General features: G+C 59.6%; 23 protein-coding genes and 1 pseudogene. 13 read left to right on the top strand and 11 right to left on the bottom strand.

All coding sequences use genetic code 11. From position 1 onward, the window contains the following. The first annotated feature begins 16 nt into the window (after positions 1–16). From P0R31_RS28790 to P0R31_RS28770, 5 genes are all read left to right on the top strand, one after another. A complete protein-coding gene (locus tag P0R31_RS28790; RefSeq protein WP_430516873.1) occupies positions 17–604 on the top strand; it encodes a transglutaminase-like cysteine peptidase in 588 nt (195 codons plus the stop codon). A gap of 96 nt (positions 605–700) precedes the next feature. After that, on the top strand, positions 701–1504 hold the full coding sequence (locus P0R31_RS28785; protein ID WP_275517785.1) for a hypothetical protein: 804 nt from the start codon (positions 701–703) through the stop codon (positions 1502–1504). A gap of 486 nt (positions 1505–1990) precedes the next feature. Then, positions 1991–3064, top strand: coding sequence for a glycosyltransferase family 2 protein (locus tag P0R31_RS28780; RefSeq protein ID WP_275517784.1), 1074 nt, complete (start codon positions 1991–1993; stop codon positions 3062–3064). A 6-nt stretch (positions 3065–3070) separates the two neighbouring features. After that, positions 3071–3985 carry a polysaccharide deacetylase family protein gene (locus P0R31_RS28775; protein WP_275517783.1) on the top strand — a complete coding sequence of 305 codons (915 nt, stop codon included), beginning with the start codon at positions 3071–3073 and terminating at the stop codon, positions 3983–3985. Further along, a complete protein-coding gene (locus P0R31_RS28770; RefSeq protein WP_275517782.1) occupies positions 3979–4815 on the top strand; it encodes a formyl transferase in 837 nt (278 codons plus the stop codon). Before P0R31_RS28775 ends, P0R31_RS28770 begins: the two co-directional genes overlap by 7 nt. Positions 4816–4932: 117 nt before the next feature. Here the strand turns inward: P0R31_RS28770 and P0R31_RS28765 are convergent, their stop codons facing one another. From P0R31_RS28765 to P0R31_RS28750, 4 genes are read right to left on the bottom strand one after another with little or no spacing between them, the layout of a single operon-like run. Then, a complete protein-coding gene (locus tag P0R31_RS28765; RefSeq protein ID WP_275517781.1) occupies positions 4933–9111 on the bottom strand; it encodes a DUF4082 domain-containing protein in 4179 nt (1392 codons plus the stop codon). Positions 9112–9143: 32 nt separating this feature from the next. After that, complete coding sequence (locus P0R31_RS28760; protein WP_275517779.1) at positions 9144–9395, bottom strand: hypothetical protein; 252 nt, start codon at positions 9393–9395, stop codon at positions 9144–9146. Positions 9396–9398: 3 nt separating this feature from the next. Continuing rightward, positions 9399–9641 (bottom strand): acyl carrier protein, encoded by a 243-nt coding sequence (locus tag P0R31_RS28755; protein WP_275517777.1) that lies wholly within the window; start codon positions 9639–9641, stop codon positions 9399–9401. Further along, on the bottom strand, positions 9628–11502 hold the full coding sequence (locus P0R31_RS28750; protein WP_275517775.1) for an HAD-IIIC family phosphatase: 1875 nt from the start codon (positions 11500–11502) through the stop codon (positions 9628–9630). Before P0R31_RS28750 ends, P0R31_RS28755 begins: the two co-directional genes overlap by 14 nt. 130 nt (positions 11503–11632) lie before the next feature. Here P0R31_RS28750 and P0R31_RS28745 point away from each other — a divergent pair, with 130 nt between their 5' ends. Further along, a complete protein-coding gene (locus P0R31_RS28745; protein ID WP_275517773.1) occupies positions 11633–12256 on the top strand; it encodes a GNAT family N-acetyltransferase in 624 nt (207 codons plus the stop codon). A 76-nt stretch (positions 12257–12332) separates the two neighbouring features. Beyond that, positions 12333–12731 carry a VOC family protein gene (locus P0R31_RS28740; RefSeq protein ID WP_275517772.1) on the top strand — a complete coding sequence of 133 codons (399 nt, stop codon included), beginning with the start codon at positions 12333–12335 and terminating at the stop codon, positions 12729–12731. On the opposite strand, the gene P0R31_RS28735 is transcribed toward P0R31_RS28740, so the two are convergent. Continuing rightward, positions 12712–13809, bottom strand: coding sequence for a hypothetical protein (locus P0R31_RS28735; protein WP_275517771.1), 1098 nt, complete (start codon positions 13807–13809; stop codon positions 12712–12714). The two genes, P0R31_RS28740 and P0R31_RS28735, sit on opposite strands and share 20 nt — an antisense overlap. Before the next feature lie 358 nt (positions 13810–14167). On the opposite strand from P0R31_RS28735, the gene P0R31_RS28730 reads away from it, so the two are divergent. Further along, positions 14168–14389 (top strand): hypothetical protein, encoded by a 222-nt coding sequence (locus P0R31_RS28730; RefSeq protein ID WP_275517770.1) that lies wholly within the window; start codon positions 14168–14170, stop codon positions 14387–14389. A 55-nt stretch (positions 14390–14444) separates the two neighbouring features. On the opposite strand, the gene P0R31_RS28725 is transcribed toward P0R31_RS28730, so the two are convergent. After that, the gene (locus P0R31_RS28725; protein WP_430516871.1) at positions 14445–14765 is read right to left on the bottom strand and encodes an H-NS family nucleoid-associated regulatory protein; all 321 of its coding nucleotides are present in this window, start codon (positions 14763–14765) and stop codon (positions 14445–14447) included. A gap of 945 nt (positions 14766–15710) precedes the next feature. Here P0R31_RS28725 and P0R31_RS28720 point away from each other — a divergent pair. Continuing rightward, on the top strand, positions 15711–16400 hold the full coding sequence (locus P0R31_RS28720; RefSeq protein ID WP_275517768.1) for a response regulator transcription factor: 690 nt from the start codon (positions 15711–15713) through the stop codon (positions 16398–16400). A gap of 38 nt (positions 16401–16438) precedes the next feature. On the opposite strand, the gene P0R31_RS28715 is transcribed toward P0R31_RS28720, so the two are convergent. Next, positions 16439–16759 (bottom strand): hypothetical protein, encoded by a 321-nt coding sequence (locus P0R31_RS28715; RefSeq protein WP_343299343.1) that lies wholly within the window; start codon positions 16757–16759, stop codon positions 16439–16441. Between the two features lie 185 nt (positions 16760–16944). On the opposite strand from P0R31_RS28715, the pseudogene P0R31_RS28710 reads away from it, so the two are divergent. Further along, positions 16945–17289, top strand: a pseudogene (locus P0R31_RS28710) (hypothetical protein); the annotation flags it as partial. Positions 17290–17661: 372 nt separating this feature from the next. Beyond that, positions 17662–17934: a hypothetical protein gene (locus tag P0R31_RS28705; protein WP_275517767.1), complete on the top strand. Its 273-nt coding sequence runs from the start codon at positions 17662–17664 to the stop codon at positions 17932–17934. 153 nt (positions 17935–18087) lie between these two features. On the opposite strand, the gene P0R31_RS28700 is transcribed toward P0R31_RS28705, so the two are convergent. After that, positions 18088–18879, bottom strand: coding sequence for a Crp/Fnr family transcriptional regulator (locus P0R31_RS28700; RefSeq protein ID WP_275517766.1), 792 nt, complete (start codon positions 18877–18879; stop codon positions 18088–18090). A 634-nt stretch (positions 18880–19513) separates the two neighbouring features. On the opposite strand from P0R31_RS28700, the gene P0R31_RS28695 reads away from it, so the two are divergent. Both P0R31_RS28695 and P0R31_RS28690 read left to right on the top strand, forming a co-directional pair. Continuing rightward, a complete protein-coding gene (locus tag P0R31_RS28695) occupies positions 19514–23458 on the top strand; it encodes a LuxR C-terminal-related transcriptional regulator (protein WP_275517764.1) in 3945 nt (1314 codons plus the stop codon). 154 nt (positions 23459–23612) lie between these two features. After that, entirely contained in the window at positions 23613–24221 is a 609-nt protein-coding gene (locus P0R31_RS28690) for a cysteine hydrolase family protein (RefSeq protein ID WP_275517763.1), read from the top strand. A 49-nt stretch (positions 24222–24270) separates the two neighbouring features. On the opposite strand, the gene P0R31_RS28685 is transcribed toward P0R31_RS28690, so the two are convergent. From P0R31_RS28685 to P0R31_RS28675, 3 genes are all read right to left on the bottom strand, one after another. Continuing rightward, positions 24271–25053, bottom strand: a complete 783-nt coding sequence (locus tag P0R31_RS28685) for a Crp/Fnr family transcriptional regulator (RefSeq protein WP_275517762.1) — start codon at positions 25051–25053, stop codon at positions 24271–24273. Positions 25054–25181: 128 nt separating this feature from the next. Continuing rightward, positions 25182–26336 carry a DUF305 domain-containing protein gene (locus P0R31_RS28680; RefSeq protein WP_275517761.1) on the bottom strand — a complete coding sequence of 385 codons (1155 nt, stop codon included), beginning with the start codon at positions 26334–26336 and terminating at the stop codon, positions 25182–25184. Next, positions 26333–26512, bottom strand: a complete 180-nt coding sequence (locus tag P0R31_RS28675; RefSeq protein ID WP_275517760.1) for a CsbD family protein — start codon at positions 26510–26512, stop codon at positions 26333–26335. Before P0R31_RS28675 ends, P0R31_RS28680 begins: the two co-directional genes overlap by 4 nt. Between the last annotated feature and the right edge of the window lie 35 nt (positions 26513–26547).

The raw sequence follows: 26547 nt of genomic DNA, 5'->3' as shown, positions 1-26547 counted from the left end.
CCAGGGCAAGCCGGACCTGGCCAAGGCCGCGCTCGCGGAAGCCTATCAGGACGACAAGGCCGACATCGCGATCGGCACGACCTCGTCGGCGACGCCGCGGGCAGGGCAGCACATCGAACTGGGAAGCCCGACGCTGCCGCCCCTTGCGTACACCGTGTTCTGCCTGCGCTACGAGGCGGAATGTCTTCGGCCGCGCTCGTTTCGCGGCGGGCCGATCCGGCTGACCGAGGACCGCTGGGCGGCTCTGCAGGAGGTCAATCGCGCGGTCAATCTCGCCATCGTGCCGGCGCGCAACGAGCTCGGCCTTGCCGGCGAGGAATGGGTCATCAACCCCAAGCACGGCGATTGCAATGACTACGCGGTGAGCAAGCGCCACGAATTGCTTCGGCGCGGCTGGCCTGCGCGAGTCCTGCTACTGAGCGAAGTCGTCGTCAGTTCCGGAGAGCATCACCTCGTGCTTCTCGTGCGCACGCGAAATGGCGATTTCGTCCTCGACAATCTCTCACCCGAAATCAAACCATGGTCGCACGTCCGGTATCGCTGGGTTCGGGTGCAAATGCCACGGCACATTCTGTGGGCGAGAACCGACGGGAAGGGAGCATAAGCCAGACAACCATTCAATGAAATACCTCTGATTAAGATCGCCTGCTGTCTGCGGCAGGCGAAATCCGCATGGTCGCAATCATTTGGAGAGAGATCCGTGAAGAAAGTAGGGCGTTGCCGAGGCTTTGGCTGGGCGCAAATAATTGCCGGCTTGTGTTACGCCGGTTCCGCACTGGCGGATCAGGCACTTTCCTCCAGCCAAGCGCCAGGTCCCGCCTCCTCGCCTTCGCCTTTTCCTGCTCCGGCGTCGACTCCTCCACTCTCATTTGATGACGCACGCTTTGCTGGAACTACCTCCGAGCCATACACCCGTTACGGGAAGTTCTTCAGCAACGGTGAAGTCGTCGAGCATCGTTCCTGGGATCACAACAACGATGGAAGCTCGGTCGTTTGCGGCGATTGCACTCTGAAAAATTCCCGCATTCGATCCAACGAGGGATTCCGGTGTATTGGCTCCGACGGTGTTGGCGGCATCAATATTGATGGCGTCTACATCGAGACCAAAGGTCTGCCGGGCGATCACGCAGACGGGCTTCAGTGTTATGATCCTGGAAAAACCAACACGATCACGGTTCGCAATACAACATTCAAGACCTATAACAACACCAATGCAACGGCCGGATTCTTCTATGCTGATGGATTAGGGGGCTCAGTAAGCTTTGAGAACGTCCTGTTCTGGGGCGGACCTTACGGGTTGCGAATGCATCCCGACGGCATGAACGTCGCTGTTTCCCTTAAGGATGTGTATTTCGTTGGCCCGTTCCTATACGGCGCATTTCTGATCAACAATGCGGGCGGCGGAACAATGACGATCACCAAATGGGAGAACGTCAGGAGTGCAACCATCGTCAATGGCCAACTCGTCCCGGGCAGTTTGCTTCCTCAGCCTCGGATCCGCTGATCCATTTTCCTGCCGCAGCCAGCAGCACGCCTTGGAAGCTCGCGGCTTGTATTCTCGAATTAAGGTCGCCCGTTCGGAAATAACAGCTTGCAAATTAAATCGATATAATAATATAAACGTTTAATTCCTGGGCTCCGGTAGGTTATGCCATACAGAAGACGAGGAGAGATGTCGTTTCCATTTGAGCTTGGGATCTGCAGTGGCGGCGCGGGGGGAAAATGGTGCGCGATCCGGGGTCGCGCGCAGCGACCGGGCGGTGCAGTCGCGAAGGAACCGAGAAAGTTCGAGTTTGCAGGAACGCGCACTTAGCATCGCCGAGCCGGGTCGCCAGGCCTCACCGCATTGAAGAGCCAATTCGGGATGGTTTGGCGACCCTCAGAAGGACGTGCCTGACAAGTCGCGCTCGAGCAAGTTGGTTGTCGAAGATGGGTTCGGTCGAACATTAAACGAGGGTGGGTCCTGACGTATCGCACGAGGCTGAATCCCATGCCGGAGGCAATTTATCGGGCCGCTGAGCCCGACATTTCGATCATCATCGTGAGCTACAACACGCGCACCATGACGCTCGAATGTATTCGATCTGTCTTGGCACAAACAACGTCGGTACTCTACGAAGTCATCGTTTTCGATAACGCTTCAACAGACGGATCTCCGGAAGCCATTCGCGCAAACTTCCCTCAACTCGAGCTCATCGCGTCGCGAGAAAATCTTGGGTTTGCCGGCGCCAACAACATCGCCGCGATGCGGGCGCGGGGTCGCCGGTTTCTGCTGCTCAACCCGGACACCCTGATCTTGAATCACGCAATCGATCATCTGCACGAGTTCGCCGATGCGAATCCGCGCTTTGGGATCTGGGGCGGGCGCACCGTGCTGTCTGACGGCCGCTTGAATCCTGGCTCCTGTTGGGGAGATGCCACCCTATGGAGCATCTTCTGTTTTGCTACTGGTCTGACCAGCTTGAAGCGCAGCAGCGCGGTTTTCAATCCCGAAGGATACGGTGGCTGGAAGCGTGACAGCATTCGTGCAGTCGACATTGTCACGGGCTGCTTTCTTCTCATTGACCGCGAACTTTGGAAGCAACTTGACGGCTTTGACCCCGAGTTTTTCATGTACGGTGAAGAAGCGGACTTGTGCCGCCGGGCGCGCAAGCTTGGTGCATCCCCGACCATCACGCCTGCAGCTACCATCATTCATTACGGCCAGTCTTCCGAGCCCGATCAAGCAGAGCAACGCATCAAGGTCCTTGCCGGCCGGATCACGCTGCTGCGGCGTCACAATTCCGCTGCGACGATTCTCGCAGGCAAGACACTGTACATGATGCTTCCCCTCCTGCGCTTGCTTGCGTACGGAACGGCCGGCCTGGTCTCCGGCAGAAGTGATTTGCGTGAAAAGGCGCGAAACTGGCGCTATGTCTGGCAGCATCGTCAACGCTGGGTGAATGGCTGGAGCCATGTCGGCGTGAGGAGCGCGCGCGGCAATCCGCGCAACAACCTGTCAGGGGAGATAGCTGCTGTGGAACGTCCGTCAGGGGGCGCGTTATCTCGCTCGCGCCAGGGATAGCCACCGATGCGGCGCGACGTTACCATTGTGGTCTATCATCATATCGCGGACCATGAAGACCCGTTAACCAGCAAGCTTGGAGTTGTTACAAGGCCAGAGGTCTTTGAGAAGCACGTCAAGTATTTCGTGCGTCATTTTGACATGGTGAGCGGATCGGACCTTGTAAGCGGCACTCTGCCGCGTAAACCTTTGCTGATCACCTTCGATGACGCATATCGCTCAGTTCTCGATACCGCAAGTACTGTCCTGAAAGCGGCAAATGCACCTTCGCTGTTCTTCGTCAATCCCACAACGATGCTCGGAAGCAGATTGCCAGTGGATAATATCCTTTCGTTGGCAGCGGTGGTGCTCGGTCAACAGCAACTGATAGCGCTCCTGAAGATCAACGAAACCGGACCAACATCAGTCCCTAGGCTCATCGCCAACGTGATTTCAAAATGGACTCAAGCGCAAATTGCGGAGACGAAGCAGCAGCTGTGTACCGCAATGGGCACCAATGAATTGGAGCTTTGGCGTACATCGAAGCTCTTTCTTAATATCACCGATATCAAGCGGTTTGCGAGCTTAGGGATTGAAGTAGGAAACCACTCGATGAGCCACACGTTCTTTCGTTCGCTTTCATCGAGCGAGTTGGAGACCGAGATCGTGCAAAGCCGTGAGCTTCTGGAGAAGTTATCGGGACAAACGGTTCAATGCCTAAGTATTCCTTATGGGAATACATTGGACGCGACCGAAGATGCGCTGCGCGCCGCACGGCGTAATCACAAGGCGATCTTTCTGGTGCATGCGAAAAGCAACCGCTTTAAACCGGCGGCTGACATTTTCTATCGGATTAGCCTGGGGAACGCGGCGCCAGAAGAGATTCCGTTTAAGCTCCGGGTTATGCCTGTACTGCGGTGTGCGAGAGATTGGCTATGGTAGCTGCGCGGCCCGAACAAAAGAGAATAGTGATTCTGACGCGGGATGGCCCAGAACATCGTTATGTCGCAAACATGCTTTGCGCTGGACTCTCCATTGACCGCATCATTGTGGACCGGTCGGCACGGAGGACAAGACTGCGGCGCGCCGTACGGAAGGGGGTGGTGCATTTCTTAGGAAAAGCAACCCGTGCTGTGTTTCTCAAGTTGATTCGAGACGATGAGGCCCGAACTCGGTCACTTGAAAGTCTGTTGGGGCAAAAGGCTCAAACATTCTATGCATCTGATCAAATCGACTATGTCGACGGCATAAACGGCGCCGAAAGCTTGGAAGTCCTGCGGCAGAGGCGCCCCGATGCGATTCTTATTTACGGCACGTCGGTCGTGAAGAATGCGGTCCTCGGCTCTGCAAACGATATCTGTTTCAACCTGCATACAGGTATTAGCCCCCAGTATCGCGGAACCGCGTGCAGCTTTTGGCCTGTCGTCAACGACGAGTTGGACATGCTCGGTGCGACCATTCATGAATGCACGTCCGGCGTCGACAGCGGGCCGATCTTTGAGACAGTGCATTCGAGATACGAACCGGGGGACGACTTGCATACGATTTTTGGCCGAGCCGTGATGGTCGGTGCCGAAGCGTATGTACGGGTGGTTCAACGCTATGTGGCGGGCACCTTGAGCGGAGTTTCGCAAGATCTCAATCTTGGGCGCGAGTACCGTGGAGCCGATTTGACCATTGGTCCGGAGTTGGTGGCGCGATACCGGCTCGCCCGTCTGAGGTCCATCGCCGAGACCTCGATCATTGGTCAAAACGATAGGGCAGTTCGCTGACGGGCAATCGTGCAAAAACTCGCCTGACCGGCCGAAGTCGTCGTTGAGGGCGGCGCCGACTTCGTAAGCCGCCCCAGCAGATCGTCATCGATGGACGAAAGCCGTGACCGGCGTCTGCTAGGACGACGCTGCGAGCCCCAGCGCCGTAACTGCCGAGGGGTCGACCCAACGTCGGATAGTGCCATCAATCAAATTGGCCCCGTACATCCAGCCGTCGGGCCCCTTTTGCATGTCGACGATGCCTTGTACGTTGTCCACCAACTGGACGCTGGTGACCTGCCGGCTTGCGTTCAAGGTCGCAGCGAAGATCGTTCCGTTTTGGACATCGTCGAAGAAAATTGTGTTCTGATTGTAGAAATCTCCCGCGGTAATCACGTGGGCATTGTCGGGAGCCCCGTGGCTTAGAGACAGGATCGGAAATACGGCGGGCGGGTCTGACGTATCGTTCCGATTGCCATTGTTATAGAAGGTGATCGCCTGCGCGAGATTTTGGTAGCTGCCGGTCCTGTCGGGGCCTTCGAGATAGGGCCATCCAAAGTTCGAGCCGGCTGGCCCCGTATTCAGCTCTTCCCAGCTGTTCCAGCCCACATCTCCGAGCACAGGAAGATTGGTAACTGGATCGAAGCTGAAGCGGTACGCGTTGCGAACACCGTAGTAGAACACCTTCGACGCATTGCTGTTTGGATCGCTTGCCTGATAGAACGGATTGCCGGGCACTCCCTCACCTGTAACGGGGTCGATCCGCAACAACTTGCCCGATAGATTGTGGATGTCTTGGACGCGCACTCCCCGGGGGTCGACGAAGTTGTACGACACGCCATCGCCGACGGTGAGGTAGAGATAGCCGTCAGGGCCGAAATGAACTGCGCCTACGCCGTGCGAATCGCTATCAGTCGCCAGATAGTCACGAATGTTTTGGTTCTGGATGCCGGTCCGGTCCGGATCGTTGTCCTGCGATCCACTCTCGATCTGGCTCGCCGGAGCTGTGATCGTGGTGCCATTGACGATGCCGGAAGGAGCGATGCTCGGATCGCCTGTGCTGTTTACGTCGGGACGGCTCGTATAGGCCCAGATGCTGTTCTTTCCGACCAGCACTACCTCGCTCGCCGGATCGGCAATCATTGTGGTTGGGTCAACGGTGACCCTCACCAGGCGAGCAGGTCGGTTGCCGGCCTGATCGGGGCCGGCAAGGCCGGGCTGACCCGCCGTCTCGGGTGGATCGTAGGTATAGAGCAGGTAGACATAGTGGTTCGTTGCGAAATTCGGGTTCACCGCGATACCCAGCAGTCCGCGATCATTGACGCCATTTACCTCGCTCGAAATGTCGATCAGCGGAGTTGATCGAAGTTCTCCGTTGTCCACCACCCGCACCACGCCGTCCTTTTGGGCAACCAGCATGTAGCGGCCGTCTGGAGTCCAATCGATCGCCGTTGGCCCGTCGGCATACCCCTGGCCCAGCCCCGTCACGTACGTCTCACCGGCCAGATTGCCGAGCTCGGGGTTGTCATTATCCAGGATCTTCACGGTCGTCGTCGTCTCGGCGCCGAGAGTGGCGCCGGCCGGGTTGCTCAAGGTGACCGTGAAGGTCTCGTCATTCTCCGGCGTCGCATCGTTGATGATCGGGACCGTGATCGTCTGGCTCACCTGGCCAGCAGCGAAAGTCACCGTGCCTGACGAGGCGGTGTAGTCGGAACCCGCGAGGGCGCTGCCGTTGCTTGTCGTGAAGCCGACGGTAGCTGTTTGACTGGTGCTGCCGCTGCGCAACAGCGTAATCGTCGCCGTCTGTGTATTCTCGGTAACGCTTATCGCCGCGTCCGCCATTGAGATCGCGACGGGCGAGTCGTCGTCGATGATGGTCACGAGCACGGTGCGCGGGGTCCCGAGGGAGCCGGAACCGGGATTCTGAAGCCCCACCGCGAACGTCTCGTTACCCTCGGTGAGCTGATCGTTCACAATTGGGATGGTGAAGCTCTTGGTGCTCTCCCCGGGGTTGAAGACGACCTGACCGGTGTTCGACCGGCCATTAAACGTGGGCTGGATGAAGTCCTGGCCCGCCGTAGCTGTGCCGCCGGTGCCGATTTCGTTCGTCGTGTACTCCACGGTCGCTTGAGATTGGAGGTCGCCGGAGCGTACGACGGTAATGGTAGCCATCCCTCCCGTCTCACTGACATAGACAGTCGAACTGCTAAGTAGTGAGATGACGTTGCCCGCAGCGAACACGACGTCGCGGAAATAGTTTGCATTCTGATAGACGTTGGTGGGGAAGGCGCCCTTGGTCAGGTCGAAGACGCCGGCACCGACCGGGGCGTTCAGGCCACCATTGCTGATGGCTGAGGCGAAGCCCTGCGTGGTGGAGACGTAGGAGCTGTTGATGTTGACGGAGACGATGTAGGTCGTGCCGGCCTGGATGGTCAGCGGCGTGGCGAGCGCCTGCTGCTGCCAGCCCGATGCGCCTTCGTTGGTAAAGGTGACCGTCGCCAGCTCCTGGCCGGTGGCCGACCAGATGTGGCCGATATGGGTGCCCGTCTCGCCCGGGGCCTTGTAGTACCGGATTGCCTGGATCGAGCCGGAGGTGTCGCTGGTGAGGCGCATCCCCAACTCATAACCTACTCCGTCGCTGGCATTGGTGATGACAGGCGTCTGGGTGGTGAACAGCGTAGTGGTGGCACTCGCAGCGGCAACCGTCGCCGTGGCCGCGCTGGTCACATTCTCGCTGGCGCCGAGCAGGTCGGTGTAGGTGGCATTCACGCGGATCCGCTTGCCGACCAGACTGCTGTCGAGGGTGAGGCTCGAGGTCGTGGCGGCCAGGTTCGTCCAAGTGGTGCCGTCGGGGCTGCTCTGCCAGTGATAGGTGATGCTGGCGGGCGCGCCGTCGGGATCCGTGACGCTGGCCGTCAGGATCTGGTTCTGGGTCGCGGTGCCGGTGATCGTGACAGCGCCGGCGTCGTTGACGTTGGCCACTGTCGTGGCGGTCGCGGTGCTCACCGGGGCCTCGGTGCTGCCCAAGAGGTCCGTGTAGCTGGCGGTGACACGTATGAAGCTGCCGACCTGGGCCTGCCCGAGGACTAGCGTGCTCGCGGTCGCGCCACTGATGTTGCTCCACGAGTTGCCGTTCGCACTCTGCTGCCACTGATAGGAGACGGTGCCCGGCACTCCGTCCGCATCGCTCACGGTCGCGGTCAAGGTCTGGTTCTGCGTCGGCGTCCCGCTGACGCTTACCACACCGGGGCGGTTATTGGGATTTGACGAGCCCGCAGCGAACACGACGTCGCGGAAATAGTTTGCATTCTGATAGACGTTGGTGGGGAAGGCGCCCTTGGTCAGGTCGAAGACGCCGGCACCGACCGGGGCGTTCAGGCCACCATTGCTGATGGCTGAGGCGAAGCCCTGCGTGGTGGAGACGTAGGAGCTGTTGATGTTGACGGAGACGATGTAGGTCGTGCCGGCCTGGATGGTCAGCGGCGTGGCGAGCGCCTGCTGCTGCCAGCCCGATGCGCCTTCGTTGGTAAAGGTGACCGTCGCCAGCTCCTGGCCGGTGGCCGACCAGATGTGGCCGATATGCGTGCCCGTCTCGCCCGGGGCCTTGTAGTACCGGATTGCCTGGATCGAGCCGGAGGTGTCGCTGGTGAAGCGCATCCCCAACTCATAACCTACTCCGTCGCTGGCATTGGTGATGACAGGCGTCTGGGTGGTGAACAGCGTAGTGGTGGCACTCGCAGCGGCAACCGTCGCCGTGGCCGCGCTGGTCACATTCTCGCTGGCGCCGAGCAGGTCGGTGTAGGTGGCATTCACGCGGATCCGCTTGCCGACCAGGCTGCTGTCGAGGGTGAGGCTCGAGGTCGTGGCGGCCAGGTTCGTCCAAGTGGTGCCGTCGGGGCTGCTCTGCCAATGATAGGTGATGCTGGCGGGCGCGCCGTCGGGATCCGTGACGCTGGCCGTCAGGATCTGGTTCTGGGTCGCGGTGCCGGTGATCGTGACAGCGCCGGCGTCGTTGACGTTGGCCACTGTCGTGGCGGTCGCGGTGCTCACCGGGGCCTCGGTGCTGCCCGAGAGGTCCGTGTAGCTGGCGGTGACACGTATGAAGCTGCCGACCTGGGCCTGCCCGAGGACTAGCGTGCTCGCGGTCGCACCACTGATGTTGCTCCACGAGTTGCCGTTCGCACTCTGCTGCCACTGATAGGAGACGGTGCCCGGCACTCCGTCCGCATCGCTCACGGTCGCGGTCAAGGTCTGGTTCTGCGTCGGCGTCCCGCTGACGCTTACCACACCGGGGCGGTTATTGGACTTCACCGGCACGTCAGTTGCACTCCCCCAGCTAGTCAGCGTGATTAAATACTATCTAAAGTCGCAAAACCAACTGTGCGGGTTGTAGTTTCGGCCGCGGGTGTCATGTTGTTCGCATAACAATATTCAACATTAAATAACATTAAAAAGATTAAATCGAAAGCGGTTTTTGCCTTTGGAGTAGCGCCGGTCGTCAATTTCTCTTGAGCCTGAAGAAGCAGGCGCGCGTCACGAATCTCGTGCACATCAGCGGGATGTGCCGTTTGCACAGCTTCGACCGCACTCGCTATGTCCAACTCTTATGGTTTCATCCGCTTCGCGATCAGGTCGGCGAACTCACCCAGATTCCGCGCCGCCTCGACCTCGCCAACGCGAAATCGGACGCGAAACTTCTGCTCGACGGCGATCACGAGCGAGATCTGCATGAGCGAGTCCCATTCATCGACGTCCGCCGCCGAGAGCTCGGGGGTGGCCGCGACCTTCTCGAGGAAGATTCCGTCGAATACTTCCTGCAACTTCGCTAATACTTCAGCCTGCTGCATAAGCTCTCCGGGCAACATCAATCTTTGTCGAACGCACCTGATACTTCCTCACCTCCAGCTCGAACTCTCTTCGGGTTGCGGAGTCTTCCGTGCGCGCGAAACCAAACTCCTCGTAAACTTCCGCGACGATGCCGTTCTTGGTTGTCGGAAGATAAATGCCGCGCACTGTGGTGCAACCGGCCACCTCTGCGAGTCGAAAAATCTCATTCATGATCTCGTCCTCGACCTGGCGCTTCAGCACGCGGCAACTCATGAGCCAGGTATCGAGAACGAAGACGCCGCCATCGATCCTTGCAATGACGACGGAAATGAGCCCGGAATCACCGAACCTATCCTCGAGCCGCATCGTGAAGCACCGGTAGTCCGGCCTTCCCAGCAGTGCCTTGATCTCAGTCTCGGACCGACGGGTCGTCGTCAGGTTGAACTGGTTGCTGCGCGCGATCAGCTGGCCGATGCGAGGAACGTCGAGCGAGTCGAATTCTTTGATCGTGCCTCGCATCTCAAGCGAGGCGAGGTAGGCAGGCATGTCGGTGACGCTCGCTGCGAGCTCCGCACGTCGCCGTTCTTGCCTGTACTGCGCAGTCCGTTCGAGATCCTCCTCGGTGACGGTCCGTGGCTCGAAATGACGTCCGGCCTGGATGCGAACGATGAATTCGGCGGGGTCCGGCCCGAGGAGTACACCTGTAACCAACGGCTGAAACTGGCGCACGATCTCGATTTCCGCCGGGTTGTCGTCGGCAAACACGAAGCTTTCCAGGCCAAGGCGGAGTTCCTCCGCGATCCTCTGCAGGTTGTCGGACTTCGGGTCCCAATTGGCTTTGAAGGCCGCGAAGTGCTCCAGCCGGACAACCATCTCAGGATGCTTCTCGAATACCTCGATTGCGCGTGCATGGTCGTTCTTGCTGCATACCGCAAGCAGGACGCCGCGTTGGGAAAGTCCAAGCAGGTATCTCTGGAAAGCCTTGAACGCTTCACCACGGGGAGACGAGTCGCCAAGTTCGATTCCCTCAATACCGTCCTCCGCGATCACGCCGCCCCATAGGGTGTGATCGAGGTCGATCGCCAGGACTTTCTTGGGGCTCTGCTTCCGGGAGGCGATCAGGTGGCTTAGCTCTTGCGCGATGTCGACGAGAAAGTCAGGTGAGCCGAGCTGCTTCGATTCATACCACGCTCGCGCATCCGCCGCGGCTGAGATCCCTCGCCGCGCCGAGAGGAACTCGACGTCGCAGATTTGCACCTCAGCTGGGGCCCGAAGCCCGAGCTCGAGATTGACCGCCTTTCGGAAACTCCAGTCGGTGCCAAGCGTGCGTGAACGAAACGAACCGAGATCGACGTCGCCGGGCAGCGCAAGATTGGCGAGGATCGCCGCCGCGCCGGAGCGCGCGGTGAAAGTCTGCGCGAGGTTGAGGAGGTGCTCAGCGGCGCAGACTGCGGCCTCGCGCTGATGTTCGACGGCATCGAGGAGCGAGCCGGAAAACCGGCAGTGGCTCGCGTTCGGCAGTATGAAGGCGAGATCCGGCCTGAAGGCGTACAGTGAGCTCGAGCCGTCAAGGATCTCCGAGACGAAATTATCGTACGCGCCGAGGAAACGTTCGCACTCGATCCCACGAATGGCTAGGAGATGTTCAACCAGTTCGTGCAACGGATAAAGGTTGTAGCCGCCTATCAGGGCGAGGCGGAGTCTTGGCTGGACGCTTCCGGGTGCATAAAGCTTCGCCTTTTTTCGAAGCGTCGACAGAAAGAACAGCTCGGAGAAGCTCGTCGCTTGCCGCGAGCGGGCGACAAGATGCCCCCAGAACGTGGCATCGCCTGACAACGCCAGGGACTTGAGTTCGGCATCATTGATGGGCCGGTCTGGCACGGGTACTGCAGCTAGAATGGCGGCCTCCGTTCAGGACAGCGGCATCATTTGATTGTTCACTACATTAAATGATGATATGACTTGGGTCAATTAAATGTATTTAAATGATCGGTTAAGGTGTAATAAATATATGATGGCGTATATCAGGCCGGAGCCGGTGAGCCCAAGCACGCTTTCCACGAAAGCTGAGAATCTGAAGCGGCTTCCCGGAGGAAATAACCTGCTTCTCCGAGAACTTCGGCTGGAGGACTCCGCGCAAGTCATCGCCTGGCGGAACGATCCCGTTCTCGGCAAGTTCCTGACCCGCGAGAAGCTGACCTTGGCTCAGCAGGAAGAGTTTTTCCGGAAATATCAGGCGAGGGCCGACGATTACTATTTCATTGCCGAATTTAAGCGCTCGAAGAAGCCGGCGGGCAGCATCGCGCTTGCGAACCTGGATTTCGCGGCGGGACAGGGCGAAGTTGCGCGGTTGATAGTCGATCCTGCCGCGCGCCTTTTTCTGGCAGAGATGTTCGACCTTTTACTTGAATTCGCATTCGAGCAGCTGGGGCTTTCGGCCGTCGTGGCCAATGTTCAAGGCAGGAATAAAGCCGCGAAGAACTTTCATATTCGCCTCGGCTTCCAAGTTGAAAAGGTTGCGCCGAAAGCTTGGTGGAACGGCGACGACGTGATTACGTTTCGGATGTCGCGCGCAGACTATCCACGGCTAAAACAGGTCTGGTCGGCGCTGCTCCTCGATGCACGAGAAGGTTAAATTGTTGGAGCAACCAGCCAGATTCCGTTCGACGCCGCCCGTCTCCCTAGGCTGCCAGGGAAGGGAGGAGCAGGGTATGGATTTGCACTTTCATCACGTGGGAATGGCGTGTCGAAAGATCGCGGCGGAGCTGCCCGAACTCGCGGTCGTTGGCTACAGTCCTGAAGGCCCCATGGTCGAGGACCCGATCCAGCAGGTTCGGATTCAGTTTGTGTCGGGCGGCGGTCCGCGCCTGGAGCTCATTGAGCCGACCGGCGCACAATCGCCGGTTACGGGTATCTTGAAGCGCGGCAGCAAATTCTATCATCTTGCTTACGAAGCGGCTCGCTTCGACGAAGCGATCGCTTGCTTTAGGGCGCAGCAATATCTTCCTGTATCGTCACCCGCGCCGGCGATTGCCTTCGACATGCGCCGCATAGTGTTTCTTGCCTCCGCCACGCTCACGCTCGTTGAGCTCATCGATGCGAGAACCTAGCGCGAGTTGGCGATGGATCCGGATGCTGGGTAACGATTTGCGCGAGTCCGTCAGGCGACACAGCTCGGCTGCGCCGAACCCATTCAGCAGCGCGCAGGCCGCCGGCCTGCAGTCTCACGACCGGTTCGGGGCCGAGGTCGGACAGCAGAATGCCCATGTGCCCCAATCCCGGAGGCGTTATTGGCCAAACGCCCAACCCGTTTTCTGACAATACGGTTCGATCGATGTCGCCCCAAAACTGCACGACAATGGCGCCATGGGGCGCGCACGCAACGAGGTGAGCTGCTTCCGGCGAGCCGATGCGAGGCTCAGCCGCCGGTCGCAGCGCGACGATGATTGCGTCCCATTCGTCATGATACAAGGTCCGAACGTCCTCGAAGACGTCCACGCTCGCTCCGGAGCTCACGAGACCGGAGCGAAGCGAGCCAATGAAGTCGTTGTCGCACAGCAGAGCAATGCGATTTTTGTAAACGGATAATCCGCTATCCTGCAGTTGCTTCACGCACAGTGGACCGAGAAACGAGAAGACATCGACTGACGGGTGACGTTCGTTCACGCCGACGATTGGAATTCCGCGCCGCAAGCATGCGTCCAGGTCGAGGTCCTCGGAGCGAAATTCCCAGGCCTCGAACATCAAGGCGATGACGGCCTCCCTTGGTAGCTCATCAATAAGCGCAGCGGTCAGAGGCCGAAGATGGCCGCTGTTGGTTACGATATCCGTCTGATGGATGATATCGGGGGTGATCTGCTCCAGGATGTCGATGCGATGGGCCACACCGACGGAATCTGCGAGCTTGAGGGTCTGGTCCCTGGCTTCAGCCGAGGTGCCGTGCTGCGTAGTTTTCGTAAAGGCATAGACGTGCCTGGCTCCGGCCATCGCTGCGAGAACGGCCGTCACGGCATACGCCCCGGTCGCAGCCTCGGTGAGAACCGTAAGTTCCGAAAGGTCTAAGAGAGTTTCGGTGAGGGCACGGCTCATCAGGGCGCCCAGACGTGGCAATGAGAAGGCTGGTCGGAAGGTGGTGTCGAGGCGAGACCGCAATTGCCCGAATGCTGCACCGGACTCGGCCCCGATCATGAATCGCCTCTTGTTTTCGCCAGTTGGGAAAGGGGCCGTTTGCGCGCATGTGCGGCGACTGCTCGAGCCTCGTTTTGTGCCGAAGCGGAGGCTAAAGAGTGATGCCGCATCATTTCATGCAATTAAAATTATAATAGTTCCAAAAGCGCCCCGTGCATATAATGCGTTCGGTATAAGCTGCCTCTGGATCTCGCTTTGCGCGGGAGTTCACCGATGTCGTGACGGAAGCCTAGCATGCGATAGCACTCAAGGTGTCGTTTGCGGGCAGGAAATTTAAAATGCGAGATTAACATATTTAACTTGCGGCGTATCCAAATCCGTTTATTTTTTATCCTCGACTATCGCAGGGAAGGCGCCGATGAATCCACTCGACTCCAATAATGAAGACCGTCGTGAGTTCTTGAGGAACTGCGGAAAATTTGCCGCCGTCACTCCTCCCGTGATGACGCTGCTGCTTTCGACCTCTCTGACCTCAACCGCCATCGCTAGTTCTGGCGGAAACCTTGTGCAGGGCAACAATGGCGGTGGCAACGGTTGTTGCGACGGCAGTCCTAACGGGAAAGAAGACGTTACTCGCTAGAGTGGCGCCTGCGGGTCCGGTCCTGACACCGCCGTCCCGGTGACGGGTTGGAGGTTCAGCCGGCCCGGCGGCGCCTTTGCGCCGACGAGCGATCGATCAGCAGATCGTTGAGCTTCTTGCCGGCTCGAAGCTGGGCTTTCAGCCATCGGGGTTGCTTGCCGCGACCGGACCAAGTTTCGGACGGATTCTTCGGGTTCTGGTATTTCGGCAACACTGGAGGGTAGGGGCGGCGAGGACGTCCCTCGTTCTGGGCCGAAGCGGCCGTCCCCTCAATCTTGCGAAGCCGCTCTTCGAGCTTGGCTTTTTCCGCGGTCATCCTTCGACTGAGAACAGCCGTGACCTCATCATAGAGCTGCCACAGCTCTGCTGTGGTCATAGATCCCCAGTCCTCATTCCCCATGGAAGTCGTCCCCACTACCTCCGAACCAAATCAGGAGGGGGATTATCAGGTCAAACCGGGGTCGGGCAAGCACGATCCACTCGTGCGGCTTCGCCACTCGGCAACGCGGTGGTTGGAGTTATCGGCTGAGGCTGTACCTCCGAACGAGCGGTCGCTTCCCTCGCCCCCGGACTCGTCGTCTCGGCGCAAGCAATCGGTGCTCGGCCTTCAACACGCGGTTACGCAAGTTCTGCAATTCAGTGAATTGAACGATGAGAGCCTGATGAGTTTGACGCAAAACTGCTGAAGAATACATGTGACCACCTACTCATTGCCAACGATGCCCTCCATGACCGCTCATTGAAGTTGCTGAATTGACGAGTATGCAGCTCCAATTTGGGTGACCGGATTTCGTCGTTGCTACACTGGCTGCCCGACGCAGCCGTTTTCGTGCTTCACTAACCAGCTTCGCCTTGATGAATAGTATTACTTTTCCTCCCTTCAAAAGCGTGGCTTTTTGAACGAGCTCGCGTTCGTCGAAATTTCGTCGAATGTTAGATTTGAATCGTGAATGGCCCAATATATCGTTGGTAATAACGGTGCCAACGAAGTTAATCGAATGTTGACCATCATAACACAGCAGCCGATCCGTGGGTCGATGACATTCTCTGAGGGAATTTGCTGATTGAATCCATCAGGCGTTGTCGAAAGAACGCTGCTTTCGTCGAGGAGCTTGCAGTCTTGAATTTTGAGCACCGCATTCTTACGGTGCTGCGCATATTTGCCGTTCAAGTTACCGTGGGGCAGCGTCGAATGTTGGGCTGTCCAGGGTATGAGGCGGCGTGATTTTATGGCCGAGCGGACTGGTCCATCCTCGCGTTTCGAAGAAATTGTTGGATTAAACGGCTGCACGGGGGGTTGTTAGCGATAGGCAGGGGAAGCATGCACCGCACCAGAATTGTCATCGCGGATCGACATCCGATCGTTTTGCAAGGGATCAGGAGCGTTCTTGCGACGCAGCGTGATTTTACGATCGTTGCGTCCTGCAGCGATGGTGCAAGCTGCAATGAGGCAATCCGATTCCTTGTGCCTGACGTCGCGCTTGTCGATGCTGCTCTGCCCGATGTCAGCCGGCAGCAGATCCTCGCTCGTGCAAACGATTCAGCCCCAGGACCCGCGGTAGTCTTCTTCGCCGGTGTCGCGGCCGATTGTGAGTTGGAAAGGCTCGCCTCGGACGGCGCCTGCATCGTCCTCTCGAAGGATTCGGATGCCGAGATGCTGGTCTCAACCCTGCGGAAAGCCGCCGAGGGCCAAGCAGCGGCCTCGCCGAACGCATGGCTAGCCAATGATGAGGCCCGCCCCGCTGAGAAGCCCCTAGCACAACTGACGGACCGGGAGCGGCAAATCATGCGGCTCGTGTCGGAGGGTCTATCGAACAAAGAGATTGGACGTCGGTTGAACCTCGCCGACGGTACGATCAAGGTCCACCTTCATCATATCTTCCAAAAGCTGGACATCAGCAATCGCACGGTTCTCGCGGCATTGGCGATTTCGCGAAACGAGGTGAATGCCCCGTCAAGTGAACTGGATTCCCCTGATCTGTTGCGTCAGGATCCGGCGGGCGTGAAATGACCGGGGGCGTCTGGCTTCTTCCGGAGCGTGCGCGGGGGTTATCGTGGCGCCAGATGCCCAGCCATGTCGCTGCAGGCCCCTTCGGCCTCAGCTAACGTTTGAAAGGGCGAGCCGCCAATCTTGATTGCGGCCTGGTTCTTGTGGAGCGGACGCCAACTCGCCAGATAGCCGGCGCGTCCATGAAAGCCGGGGCCGCTGGGGCTTTCGAAGCTGATCACGAACGAGAAGCCCTCGCTGGTCGCGCTCCAGATCTCCATGTCCCGGACGGACCGATGGAATTGCAGCGGCATCGCAATGATCCGTTCCAATCGAGCCCCGCGCTCGACTTCCGTTAAAAAATTAAACTCATTAAATGGCAAGCGCAACTGCGAAACTGCGCCTGAACGGCAGGAATGCACCAGGAAGTGCCACAACGGGCACAAAAATTGCCGATCAACTGACAGCGCACGTTAAGGAGCGCGAGTTCACATAAAAAATTATCGGTTGAAACTGCATTTAATATATAATACCATAAATAAAATTTTAAACCCAGGGAGAGCGTGTTGTGACCCGGGACGGCAACGAGGACGACGACCGGCGGGCGTTCTTGAAAACCTGCGGAAGATTTGCGGCCGTGACACCCCCAGCGATGAGTCTGCTTCTATCCACATCCCTGACCTCGAGAGCCATTGCGAGCTCGGGGGGGCTGCGTGGAGTGACGCAGAAGGAGGGGAGGCAGTCGTTCTTCGATAACGACCGGTCGTCCGTATCAGGGCCGGGGAGCTCCAGCGGCGGGTCGTCAGGCGGCGGCGGGGGAGCCCCTGGCGGTCGGTCTGCTGGATCATCTCGCCCCAGCGGGGCAGCCGGGGGTGGCGGATCTGGCGGTCGTGGCGGGTCTGGTGGTGGCGGAGGCAATGCGAAAGGGCCTTTCGCAACTGGCGGCAGCTCTGGAATTCCAAACGCACAAGGTGGGCTCGATTGCGCAGAAGAAGATGAGGAAAAGCGCAAGGCCGAGTGCCCTGGAGCTAACACGAGGATTTCGAGTGCAGCCGAATCGAGCCGATAGCAGTCTTCTCAGCCCATGCGTGAGCCTGCGGCGCCGTATGGTTTGGCAGGGCTGGACCTTTCTTAAACGTCCGGCCGAGTCCTCCCTTGTTGCACCACCGCAGCGCGATTTGCGGTGCAACACTCCCAAATGTTCATGCGATTGTGGTGAATTGCATCCTTTTCCTGACCTTATCAGTAGGCGACTTCTCCTCAAGACCTCGATCAGGAGCGTGTCATGAATATCCGCGTTCGAGCGGAGGGTCCTGCGGCGCTGCTTCGAGAACGTCTCGAGGCGCTGGTCGCAGAGCTTGCGGAACTTGAAAAGCTCAGAGAGCGGGTAGGTCGAGAGGAAAATCTTCAGCGCAAGCTGCGCAAGGCGGGCGGCGCCAATAACCCAGCTCGGACCGCGGGTGGGCCTTCCGGCTTCGCACAGGCAATGCTCATTCCCATACCGCTTATTCGCAAGAAGTCGGGCTGTTGTGACGAGCGTCCCAAGGCGAATGGATGACAGGAATTTTCGTCCATTGTTCGTTTCGGCCGGGAGCCGGCCGCAAAGTCGAAAAAAATGCCACGCAGGATCGGATGTTTGCAGCGAGCGAGCCTCGCGCGGTTTGCCGAATGGCGCGGGCACATGCGGGTGGTTCGCGAAAACGAACTGGTTCTAAGAGCCTGTCCCGGCTATTCGTCTGCCAGACGAACGGGAGGCGCTCCGCGCTGGAGGCCTATGAACGAGCCCGACCGTGCTCTGCGAGACGATCCGATCGATTCTGCGGCTCATGACCTTGTAACATTCGCATGCCATGGCTTCGAGCCGCGGCCGATCGATTTCAAGCTGGCCACGTCGATTGGATCTTAGTGCTCTTGATGTCCGCATTGTGCTCACGACATGCGTGACGGTGGTGCGGCGGACGCCCAGCAATTCCGACAACGTTTCCTGGGTCAGCGGGAGGAGATCGCTGCCATTTGCCCGATCGTGAATGTGAAGCAGCCAGCGCGCCAGGCGGGCTTCAACGGAATGCAATGCGTTGCAGGCCGCCACGTGCTGGAGTTGCGTCAGCAACGATCTCGTGAAGACTTGCACCATCGCCGCGATGGGGAGGCTGCAACGTTGCGCTGTCAGGAATTGCGCGGGCGAGATCTGCAGCGCTGCCCCCGAAAAACGAACAACGGCCGTCACGGGCGAGTGGGATACGCCAAGCACTGACGTCAGACCCACAGCGCCCTCTCTGCCAACGATCGTCGTGGCGACTGTTTGCCCGTTCGGCAGCTCCATGATGGTGACTATCGCGCCGCTCACGGGGAACAGAAGCTGTTCGATCCGATCGCCCGATCGGACGAGCACCGAATCGCGCTCGATCACGATCTTCCTCAGATGAGGCGCAAGCAAAGCAAAATCCGCTGGCGGCAACGCTGCTAACAACCGATTACCAACCCTGGTCGCGTGGTCCATCATGGGATCAACCCCCCGACGGATGCCGGGCGCGAGGACTCATGCCGGCTTGTTGAGCTGCTCTCTTGTGTGCAGCTCAACAGCAGTTAACTTGCAACCACAGATATGGTTCCTGCGAAGAAGGCCGAGCATTCGTTGGCCTGCAGATCGCACCGCGAGCCTGTGCGTCCGACTTCAACTTGCGCTAATGCAGACCTGTCGCGGACGCACAATTAACCCCATCAACTCGCCAGCCTGCGCGGGGGCTGAATAGCATCTCAGCCACCGATCGTTTCTCCGAACAGCTGTTTGGCTGCGAGTGGTGAAGCGCCAGGTGCGGACCGCGAGCGCGCGCTGAACGTCGTCTCAGGGATCGAACAGTTTCTCAGGTGTGTTCTGGCCGTCTGTCTAGCGGTGTTGGATGACGGTCGTAACCCGATCGAACGCCCACTCGAAGCACGGCGTGGCGTCGCTATACCGTTCGGCAAAATGAACACATTCGGCAAATGCGCGCATTTCCCGCCTGAAAAGTTGCGTTTTTAGGTATGGTTAAACTAATTAAATCTCTTTCTTTATTCGATTAGTTGTATTTTAATGCCCTCGCTCGGTCTCGGCTATATGCCGAAGGACATAGACGGCCGGGGTCGAGGCAGGGTCCATGTTAGACACATCTGCGAAACAGGGAATATTTAAGCGCACCCGGCTTGTGATCGCAGACCGACAGCCGATCGTTCTGCAGGGGCTTAAGTCGGTACTCGGGGCACAGCCGGACTTCGACGTTGTCGCCTTGTGCAGCGACGGGACAAGCTGCATCCAAGCGATCCGGAATCTGACACCCGACGTTGCACTTCTTGCTGACACCCTGCCAGATCTGACGGCATCCGAGATCCTCGCCATTGCGAAAGCTGATCGGCTGCCCACGCGCCTGGTGTTCTTTACAGATTCCGACACGGACCACGATCTAACCTTGGCCATCGCTGCTGGCGCGTGTGATGCAATCGCGAAGTATGTCGCACCGGACGCTGTGCTGCGATCGCTGCGACTGATGACGAAGCGTAGCTTTTTTGAGCAGTCCGATCTCTCGCCAACCGTCGAGAAAACCGACAGCAGCAAAATCGACAACCTGCTGGAGCTATTGACGCCGCGAGAACGTCAAATTGTACGACTGGTGTCAGAAGGAATGTCGAACAAGGAGATCGCGCACCAGCTAAACGTTTCCGATGGAACCGTTAAAGTACACCTGCACAACATATTTCAGAAGCTTGAAATAACCAACAGGACGGTGCTCGCCACCCTCGCATTGCTACAACGCCCGTCCGGGTTCGGAATGCTCTCGCTGGCTCTCCTGGCGGTCGCCATTGCGGACGAACTCAAGGCGTCGGAGGCAAGCGATATGCTTCCGCATGACGACAGCACCGGCCCCGCGGTGGAGTATGCCGAATATGAGCTCTGGAAGCGAGCTATCCTCCGTCACGCCATCGTCGCGAACTCCGACGAAAAGCCGTCGCTCACTCAGAGAGGCGTTTTTGTCGGGGCGAGTCAAATCTCGACCGCGGCATCGGCAATGGAAGCGCCTCGCACCGCTGAGCAATCCGCAGGCTCGAAATCGTGGAGGGACTGCAGTTCTGCTGGATCAATCACGCCCGGTTTGGCCACACCTTCCCTGCGAGGAATGAACGACGCGAAGATTGGAGGTGACTCCACCGCGGAACATCTATTCTCGCAGCTGACATCCAATCCGACGTTGATTCACGGAGGGTATGGTACTTTCGCCACTCTCACCGGTGCGCTGATCTACGCACTGAACGATTCCCATTTGGCCTTGCGGTCGCATGAGTCGGCCAAAGCGCTGCTCGACAGCTTCGTGGATATCACCGGAGATAATGCGGCCACCAAACTTGCTGCGATCACCAATGCCGACGATCATCATGTAGACGATTCAGTCCCGGGTTTCCTTGCGCAGGCTTCTCGCCTGGCTTCCGCGTTTGTGGCCGCTGAAAACGAAAGCGCCGCCGGAGAAGGCACTCGGGGCCACTTGGGTGATGGTACCGTAGGGGAGACTCTCCAAAAACTTGTCGGCCTCGTGCACTTCGGTCACGATGCCGGCAGTAGCGGGGATAGCCACGATCAGCTGACGGGCAGCAACATCGCCGAAAACGTTGTTTATCACGACCCGATCGATTCTACTTTTACCTCTTCGGACTCTGCCTTCAATTTCGCATCTGGGCCGAGCAGGATCAATCTTGCGGCTTTCGGAGCGCTTGCTTGGCTTCATATGACGGCAGCTAGCAAGTCCATACCGCCACACACTGTCGCCTGGATCTTCGACTCCGCAAGCAATGAAACGATCGTCTATGTGAATACGACCGATCATGTTCTGGAGATCGGAGATCGCGGCCTGTTGGAAATCCATCTGCCGGGGATTGTATCCATCGCAGAATTGGATTTCGTTGGCCAGCCCACGGGCGCGGCTGCTGCTCTCACCTTGGAGCAGCTCGAACAAGCGCTGACATCGGTGGCTGCAACCGAAACTGTTCTAAGTACGGACAGTGCCCATACAATTATCGGTGCGGGGGAGACCGCACTCGGGACCGCTGGAGTTTGGGACAGTCTGGCTGATGCCGGCTTGAGGACCGAATTCGCGCCGGCCCGCACAACGGAAGAGAGCGTCGATGGGACCGAGGGGTCGGCTCGCATATCACCGATCGTGCTTGCTCATGCTGCAGCGGTAACGGAAGTTGAAAATCTTACATTGAAGAGTCAGCGGAACGATGCAGGTACCGGCCCCAGCATCGCAGCGGCCGGTAGCGCGGGCGGCAGTAACTCACAGCATGTTCTGGAGCCATGGCCTGCAAAGGAAGCAGGTGCGGAGCAGACAGAAGGTGGCTTCATACCTGGGAGTGATGTCGGTGATGAGAACGAGCATCAATCCCCGGCTTCGGACCCTTCGGGAAGGTCAGGGAAGACGGCAGAAACAGGCAGCGTGGAACATGGCAAGCCGGTGCATTCAACCTCTACAAACGCACCTGAAGCCGCCGATTTTGGTGCATCGAGCCTCGCGACAGCGCAGAAGGACGACCGCGCAGGGGCGCGACACGCTCCCGAGCAAATGTCTGCAATGGCCGGCGCCAGAGATGTGGCCGAAGTGAAGTCCATACCGGGCAATCGCACCGGCAATGAAAACGCGCATCATTCACCGGCTTCGGACGGTGCACCAGGGCCAGCGAAAACGGCCGAACCAGGCGGCCTGGGTCACGGCAACTTGCACGCGTCGGAGCGAGGGCCGGCAACGGCAGCCACGGAGACGGCCGAAGTGAAGTCCATACCGGGCAATCGCGCTGGCAATGAAAACGCGCATCATTCACCGGCTTCGGACGGTGCACCAGGGCCAGCGAAAACGGCCGAACCAGGCGACCGGGGTCACGGCAACTTGCACGCGTCCGAGCGAGGGCCGGCAACGGCAGCCACGGAGACGGCTGAAGTGAGGTCCATACCGGGCAATCGCAGCGGCAATGAGAACGCGCATCATTCACCGGCTTCGGACGGTGCACCAGGGCCAGCGCAAACGGCCGAACCAGGCGACCGGGGTCACGGCAACTTGCACGCGTCCGAGCGAGGGCCGGCAACGGCAGCCACGGAGACGGCTGAAGTGAGGTCCATACCGGGCAATCGCAGCGGCAATGAAGACGCGCATGATTCACCGGCTTCGGACGGTGCACCGGGGCCAGCGCAAACGGCCGAACCAGGCGGCCTGGGTCACGGCAACTTGCACGCGTCGGAGCGAGGGCCGGCAACGGCAGCCACGGAGACGGCCGAAGCAAAGGCCATACCGGGCAACGGCGTCGGCAATGACCATGAGCATCATTCCTGGGCTCCGGCCGATACGCCTGGGCCAGGGGAAATGGCAGAGCCCAGCGGCATGGAGCACAGCAACAAATGGGGGCACTCGACCTCTGCTCACGGGCCGAAGGCTGACGAAAGTGTTGCAACGGCCGGTAGCGCGGACCTCGGTAGCACGCTAAGCGTCGCGGAGCCGGAGCCTGTAAAGGCGAGAACCACCGAGTTGGCTGAAACTGTCTTCATGTCCGAGAAGAGTGTCGGTGATGGCGACAATCATCGTGCATCGAACGCAAGCGCGTCGGCGGCAGCGGCCACGGCAAAACAGGCTGACCTGCAGCACAGCAATTCAGGATACAATTCACACTCGACCTCCGCAAACGCATCAGCAGCAGCCGAGATTGCCGAATCGAGCGCCACAAAAGGCGAGAGTGCAGGGAACGGAAACTCGCAGCACGCTACGCAACCTGCTGCAATCGCATCGGTGGCCGCACAGCCGGCTAAAGCTGCATTCGAGGCCGGCGGCGCCGATCAAGATCGGGTGTTCCGCTTCGACAGCGACGCAACTCCTTTCACTCCCATCGTCAGGATTGAACCTAGAGAGGTCCACAGTCCGCCCGATCCACGCGCCCAGCCCGGTCAGGCGGTCACCCTCGATATCCTCGTCAAAATTCTGCCCAATGCACTGGACGAACCCGCGGCCAACCATGGCAATAACGGTCCCCATCACGCCCCTGTAGCTGCGCATCATGACCTGTTGATTTGAAATGTTGCACGCCGCGCATGGATGCTCGTCCTGCGTCGGTCACGGCGCGCGAGCCCGCGCAAGGTTTCGAGTGCCTAGGAACTTGCGATGCCATCTCGGGTTTGGTGCGCGGCCTACAATCGAAGGACGCACATGAACCGGGGGGGGGAGGACGATGAGGGACAGCACGTCGGATGTGGCCGGTATCAGCGGCGCGGTTCACCTGTGCGTCGACATGCAGAACATTTTCGCTCCCGATGGCCTTTGGGCGACGCCCTGGATGGAGCGGGTGCTGCCGACGGTCGTCTCGGTCGTTGCGCGCCATGCGGAGAGAACGATCTTCACACGCTTCATCACCCCGCGGGATCCGGAGGATCGACCGGGGCAGTGGCAGAGCTATTTCCACCGCTGGCGCCAGGCGACGCGCAGGCATCTGCCGTCATCGGCTCTGGAGCTCGTGCCGGCCTTGGCCCGGTTCGTTCCGCCGGCGGCCGTGATCGACAAGCCGGCCTATTCCGCGTTCAGCAATCCCGGTCTTGCGAGCCTGCTGGTCGAGAAGAACGTCGGCACCGTCGTGATATCGGGCGCGGAGACGGACGTCTGCGTGCTTTCGACGGTCCTGAGCGCCGTCGATCTCGGCTTCAGGATCGTCATCATCGAGGACGCGCTGTGCAGCTCGTCCGACGTCGGCCACGATGCGCTCATGACGATGTATCGCACCCGCTTCCACGGCCAGGTCGACCTGGTGACGGCGGAAGAGCTGGCCGAGGTCTGGCGGGAGTAGGGTCCGACTTCATCGAGCCGCACAAGGTCCTCGCGTCCCACGAGGCGGATCAAGCGACCGCGGCGTCGGCCGCCACCGGTCTCGCATGCGGCGGCCGAGCATCGTCCGCGCCGGACCGCATGCTCAGGTAGGTTGGGTCGAAGCCGGCGAGCCGGACCAGGCCCGGCCAGTCCGTGATGGTCAAGGTCTTGCTTTGCCATTGCAGCAGATGGCAGCGGCGCAGCTCCTGGATGGTGCGGTTGGCATGGACCGGGGAGATGCTGCAGGCTGCGGCGAGGTCGGACTGGGTGAAGGGCGAGGACAACCTGAAATCCCGGGCAAGCCCGACGGTTTGCAGCCGCACCGTGATCTCGCAGAGCAGGTGCGCCACGCGTGTCAACGCGTCCCGGCTGCCGAGATTCACCGTCCAGTTGCGCTGGATGGCGTGATCGGCAAGCAGCATCAACAGCAGGGCGTGCGACATTGCCGGAGATTGCACCGCGAGCTCGCGAAAGAAGCGGTGCGGCACGAGCGCGACGATTGCGGAGCCGAGCGCGGTCAGGTTGCCCTCGAGGCGCGGGCGATACAGGCTTTGCAGGTTGGCGATGTCGCCGGGCACGCAGATCGCGGTGATCTGGCCATCTGCGCTTTCGTCATTCTGCCAGGACAGATATCCCTGGAGCACCAGGCAGCATTGCGTTGCCTCATCGCCGTGCCGCAGGATGGTCTGATGCGCGCCGAAATGCGCGATGCTGCTCGGCATGTCCGCGAGCAGATCGAGATGCTCCGGGGTCAGTTCGACGAGGCTCGTCAGTCGATCGGCGAGCTTCGAGAAAGCAAATCCTGCCTGCATTTGATCTCCGACATCCCCATCGGCTCCAAGTGTGGCCGATAACGACGGCGGAAAGCATTAACGTTTGATAGGTTCGTCTGGAGTATCGGCGAGGCAGCAGGCCGCTTGCCGATAAAAGATCCTCACGTTCAATTGACGTTGTCGCCGAGCATGTTGCGGACGCCTTTGGTGACGGCGGCGAGGCCGCGCGTGCCGTGCATCAGCGCGATCTCGCCCTGCTGTTCGTGGCGGATGGCATGCGCCATGATGCGCAGGCGAGGGTCGCCTCGGCTGTGCCACATCTGGTCGGCCATCCTGACCGCACCGCGGTGATGCCGGCTCATCGCCTCGACGAACAGCATATCCAATTGGTCCGGCGGAGCGGTCTTGACCTGGCGCATCTCGGCCGGCGTCAGGAAGCCCTGCATCGCCGCCCGCTCCTCGGTGCTGCAATCGGGCATCTCCGTGTCGAACCAGCTCAGCCACCAATTCTCGAAGATGCGGTTCGCCCCGCTCTGGCTCGCGACCATCAGCATCGCGAGCTTGCGCAGATGTGGATCCTGCGCGCGCTCGGCAGCCGTCCGTGCCAGCTCGATGCCCTGGGCATGATGCGTTGTCATGTGACGAATGTAGGCCTGGTCTTGATCCCTGTCGCGCCCCATCCACGGCAGCTCGTAACCATGACCGCCGAACAACGCGACCGTCCCAAGTAGCGCAATCACGGCCAGCGCGCCGGTGATCCACAGGTTGGTGAACCGCACGTCGCTGTCAGGCGCAGTCCCGCGCCGCCAGCGCAGGCGCGCGAACAGGGGATACATCACGGCCGACGAGCCATGGACCAGCATTCCGATCCAGTAGGGTTGTTGCAGCGTGAACAGCGGCTGCCAGAATGGAAACAGCGGCACCAGCACGAACCATTCCATGCCCGAGGAGAACACGGCCCAGGGCAGCGCCAGCAGCAGGATCGTCATCGGCCGCAAGTCGGCCGTCCAGCGTCCCAGCACGCCGAAGAAAACCAACGCCCAGGAAAAATCGGCCCATTGGTGAAAGGCGATCCCGGCCAGGATCGCGCTCCAGGATGGCTCGGAGCTGATCGCCCAGTCGCGCGCAGGAATCGCGGCAACCGTCATCCAGTCGACCGCCGCATCGCGGCCGATGCGGGCAGCGAAGAGCTGGCTGACGATGGTCGAGAAAGTGCTGCTGATCAGGCCGAGGGTGGCTGCGGCAATCCAGCGCGAACGCCGCCGCTCGCCGGTGGTGCGCCGCGCCCCACTCGCGAGAGCTGGTCGCGGCTCTGCGTTCACGTCAGCTGCTTGAGCTTCTTCAGCGGATTGAGCTCGCTCGGCTTGTCCTGTTCGGCGCGCCCGCGCTCGGCTTGCGCCTTGCCGTCATCGTGCAGATCCTGGTCGCCGACGATTTCGCCGACGGCCTGCTTGGTCTTGCCGGCGATCCGCTGCTGCAGACCTTTGGTCTTGCCCATGAGCTGCCTCCGATATGTCCTGCCGTTGGCTCACG

The sequence above is a fragment of the Bradyrhizobium yuanmingense genome (assembly GCF_029167105.1).
GTDB classification, from domain to species: Bacteria; Pseudomonadota; Alphaproteobacteria; order Rhizobiales; family Xanthobacteraceae; genus Bradyrhizobium; species Bradyrhizobium yuanmingense_A.
The sequence above is the reverse complement of the archived record's forward strand: the minus strand, read 5'-3'. Positions and strand labels throughout refer to the sequence as shown.

Bases quoted from the DNA above. Each gene is read 5' to 3' on its own strand.
- P0R31_RS28780 (WP_275517784.1), top strand. From the start codon at position 1,991: ATGCCGGAGGCAATTTATCGGGCCGCTGAGCCCGACATTTCGATCATC.
- P0R31_RS28775 (WP_275517783.1), top strand. From the start codon at position 3,071: ATGCGGCGCGACGTTACCATTGTGGTCTATCATCATATCGCGGACCAT.
- P0R31_RS28770 (WP_275517782.1), top strand. From the start codon at position 3,979: ATGGTAGCTGCGCGGCCCGAACAAAAGAGAATAGTGATTCTGACGCGG.
- P0R31_RS28755 (WP_275517777.1), bottom strand. From the start codon at position 9,641: ATGCAGCAGGCTGAAGTATTAGCGAAGTTGCAGGAAGTATTCGACGGA.
- P0R31_RS28745 (WP_275517773.1), top strand. From the start codon at position 11,633: ATGATGGCGTATATCAGGCCGGAGCCGGTGAGCCCAAGCACGCTTTCC.
- P0R31_RS28740 (WP_275517772.1), top strand. From the start codon at position 12,333: ATGGATTTGCACTTTCATCACGTGGGAATGGCGTGTCGAAAGATCGCG.
- P0R31_RS28735 (WP_275517771.1), bottom strand. From the start codon at position 13,809: ATGATCGGGGCCGAGTCCGGTGCAGCATTCGGGCAATTGCGGTCTCGC.
- P0R31_RS28730 (WP_275517770.1), top strand. From the start codon at position 14,168: ATGAATCCACTCGACTCCAATAATGAAGACCGTCGTGAGTTCTTGAGG.
- P0R31_RS28725 (WP_430516871.1), bottom strand. From the start codon at position 14,765: ATGACCACAGCAGAGCTGTGGCAGCTCTATGATGAGGTCACGGCTGTT.
- P0R31_RS28720 (WP_275517768.1), top strand. From the start codon at position 15,711: ATGCACCGCACCAGAATTGTCATCGCGGATCGACATCCGATCGTTTTG.
- P0R31_RS28705 (WP_275517767.1), top strand. From the start codon at position 17,662: ATGAATATCCGCGTTCGAGCGGAGGGTCCTGCGGCGCTGCTTCGAGAA.
- P0R31_RS28700 (WP_275517766.1), bottom strand. From the start codon at position 18,879: ATGATGGACCACGCGACCAGGGTTGGTAATCGGTTGTTAGCAGCGTTG.
- P0R31_RS28695 (WP_275517764.1), top strand. From the start codon at position 19,514: ATGTTAGACACATCTGCGAAACAGGGAATATTTAAGCGCACCCGGCTT.
- P0R31_RS28690 (WP_275517763.1), top strand. From the start codon at position 23,613: ATGAGGGACAGCACGTCGGATGTGGCCGGTATCAGCGGCGCGGTTCAC.
- P0R31_RS28685 (WP_275517762.1), bottom strand. From the start codon at position 25,053: ATGCAGGCAGGATTTGCTTTCTCGAAGCTCGCCGATCGACTGACGAGC.
- P0R31_RS28675 (WP_275517760.1), bottom strand. From the start codon at position 26,512: ATGGGCAAGACCAAAGGTCTGCAGCAGCGGATCGCCGGCAAGACCAAG.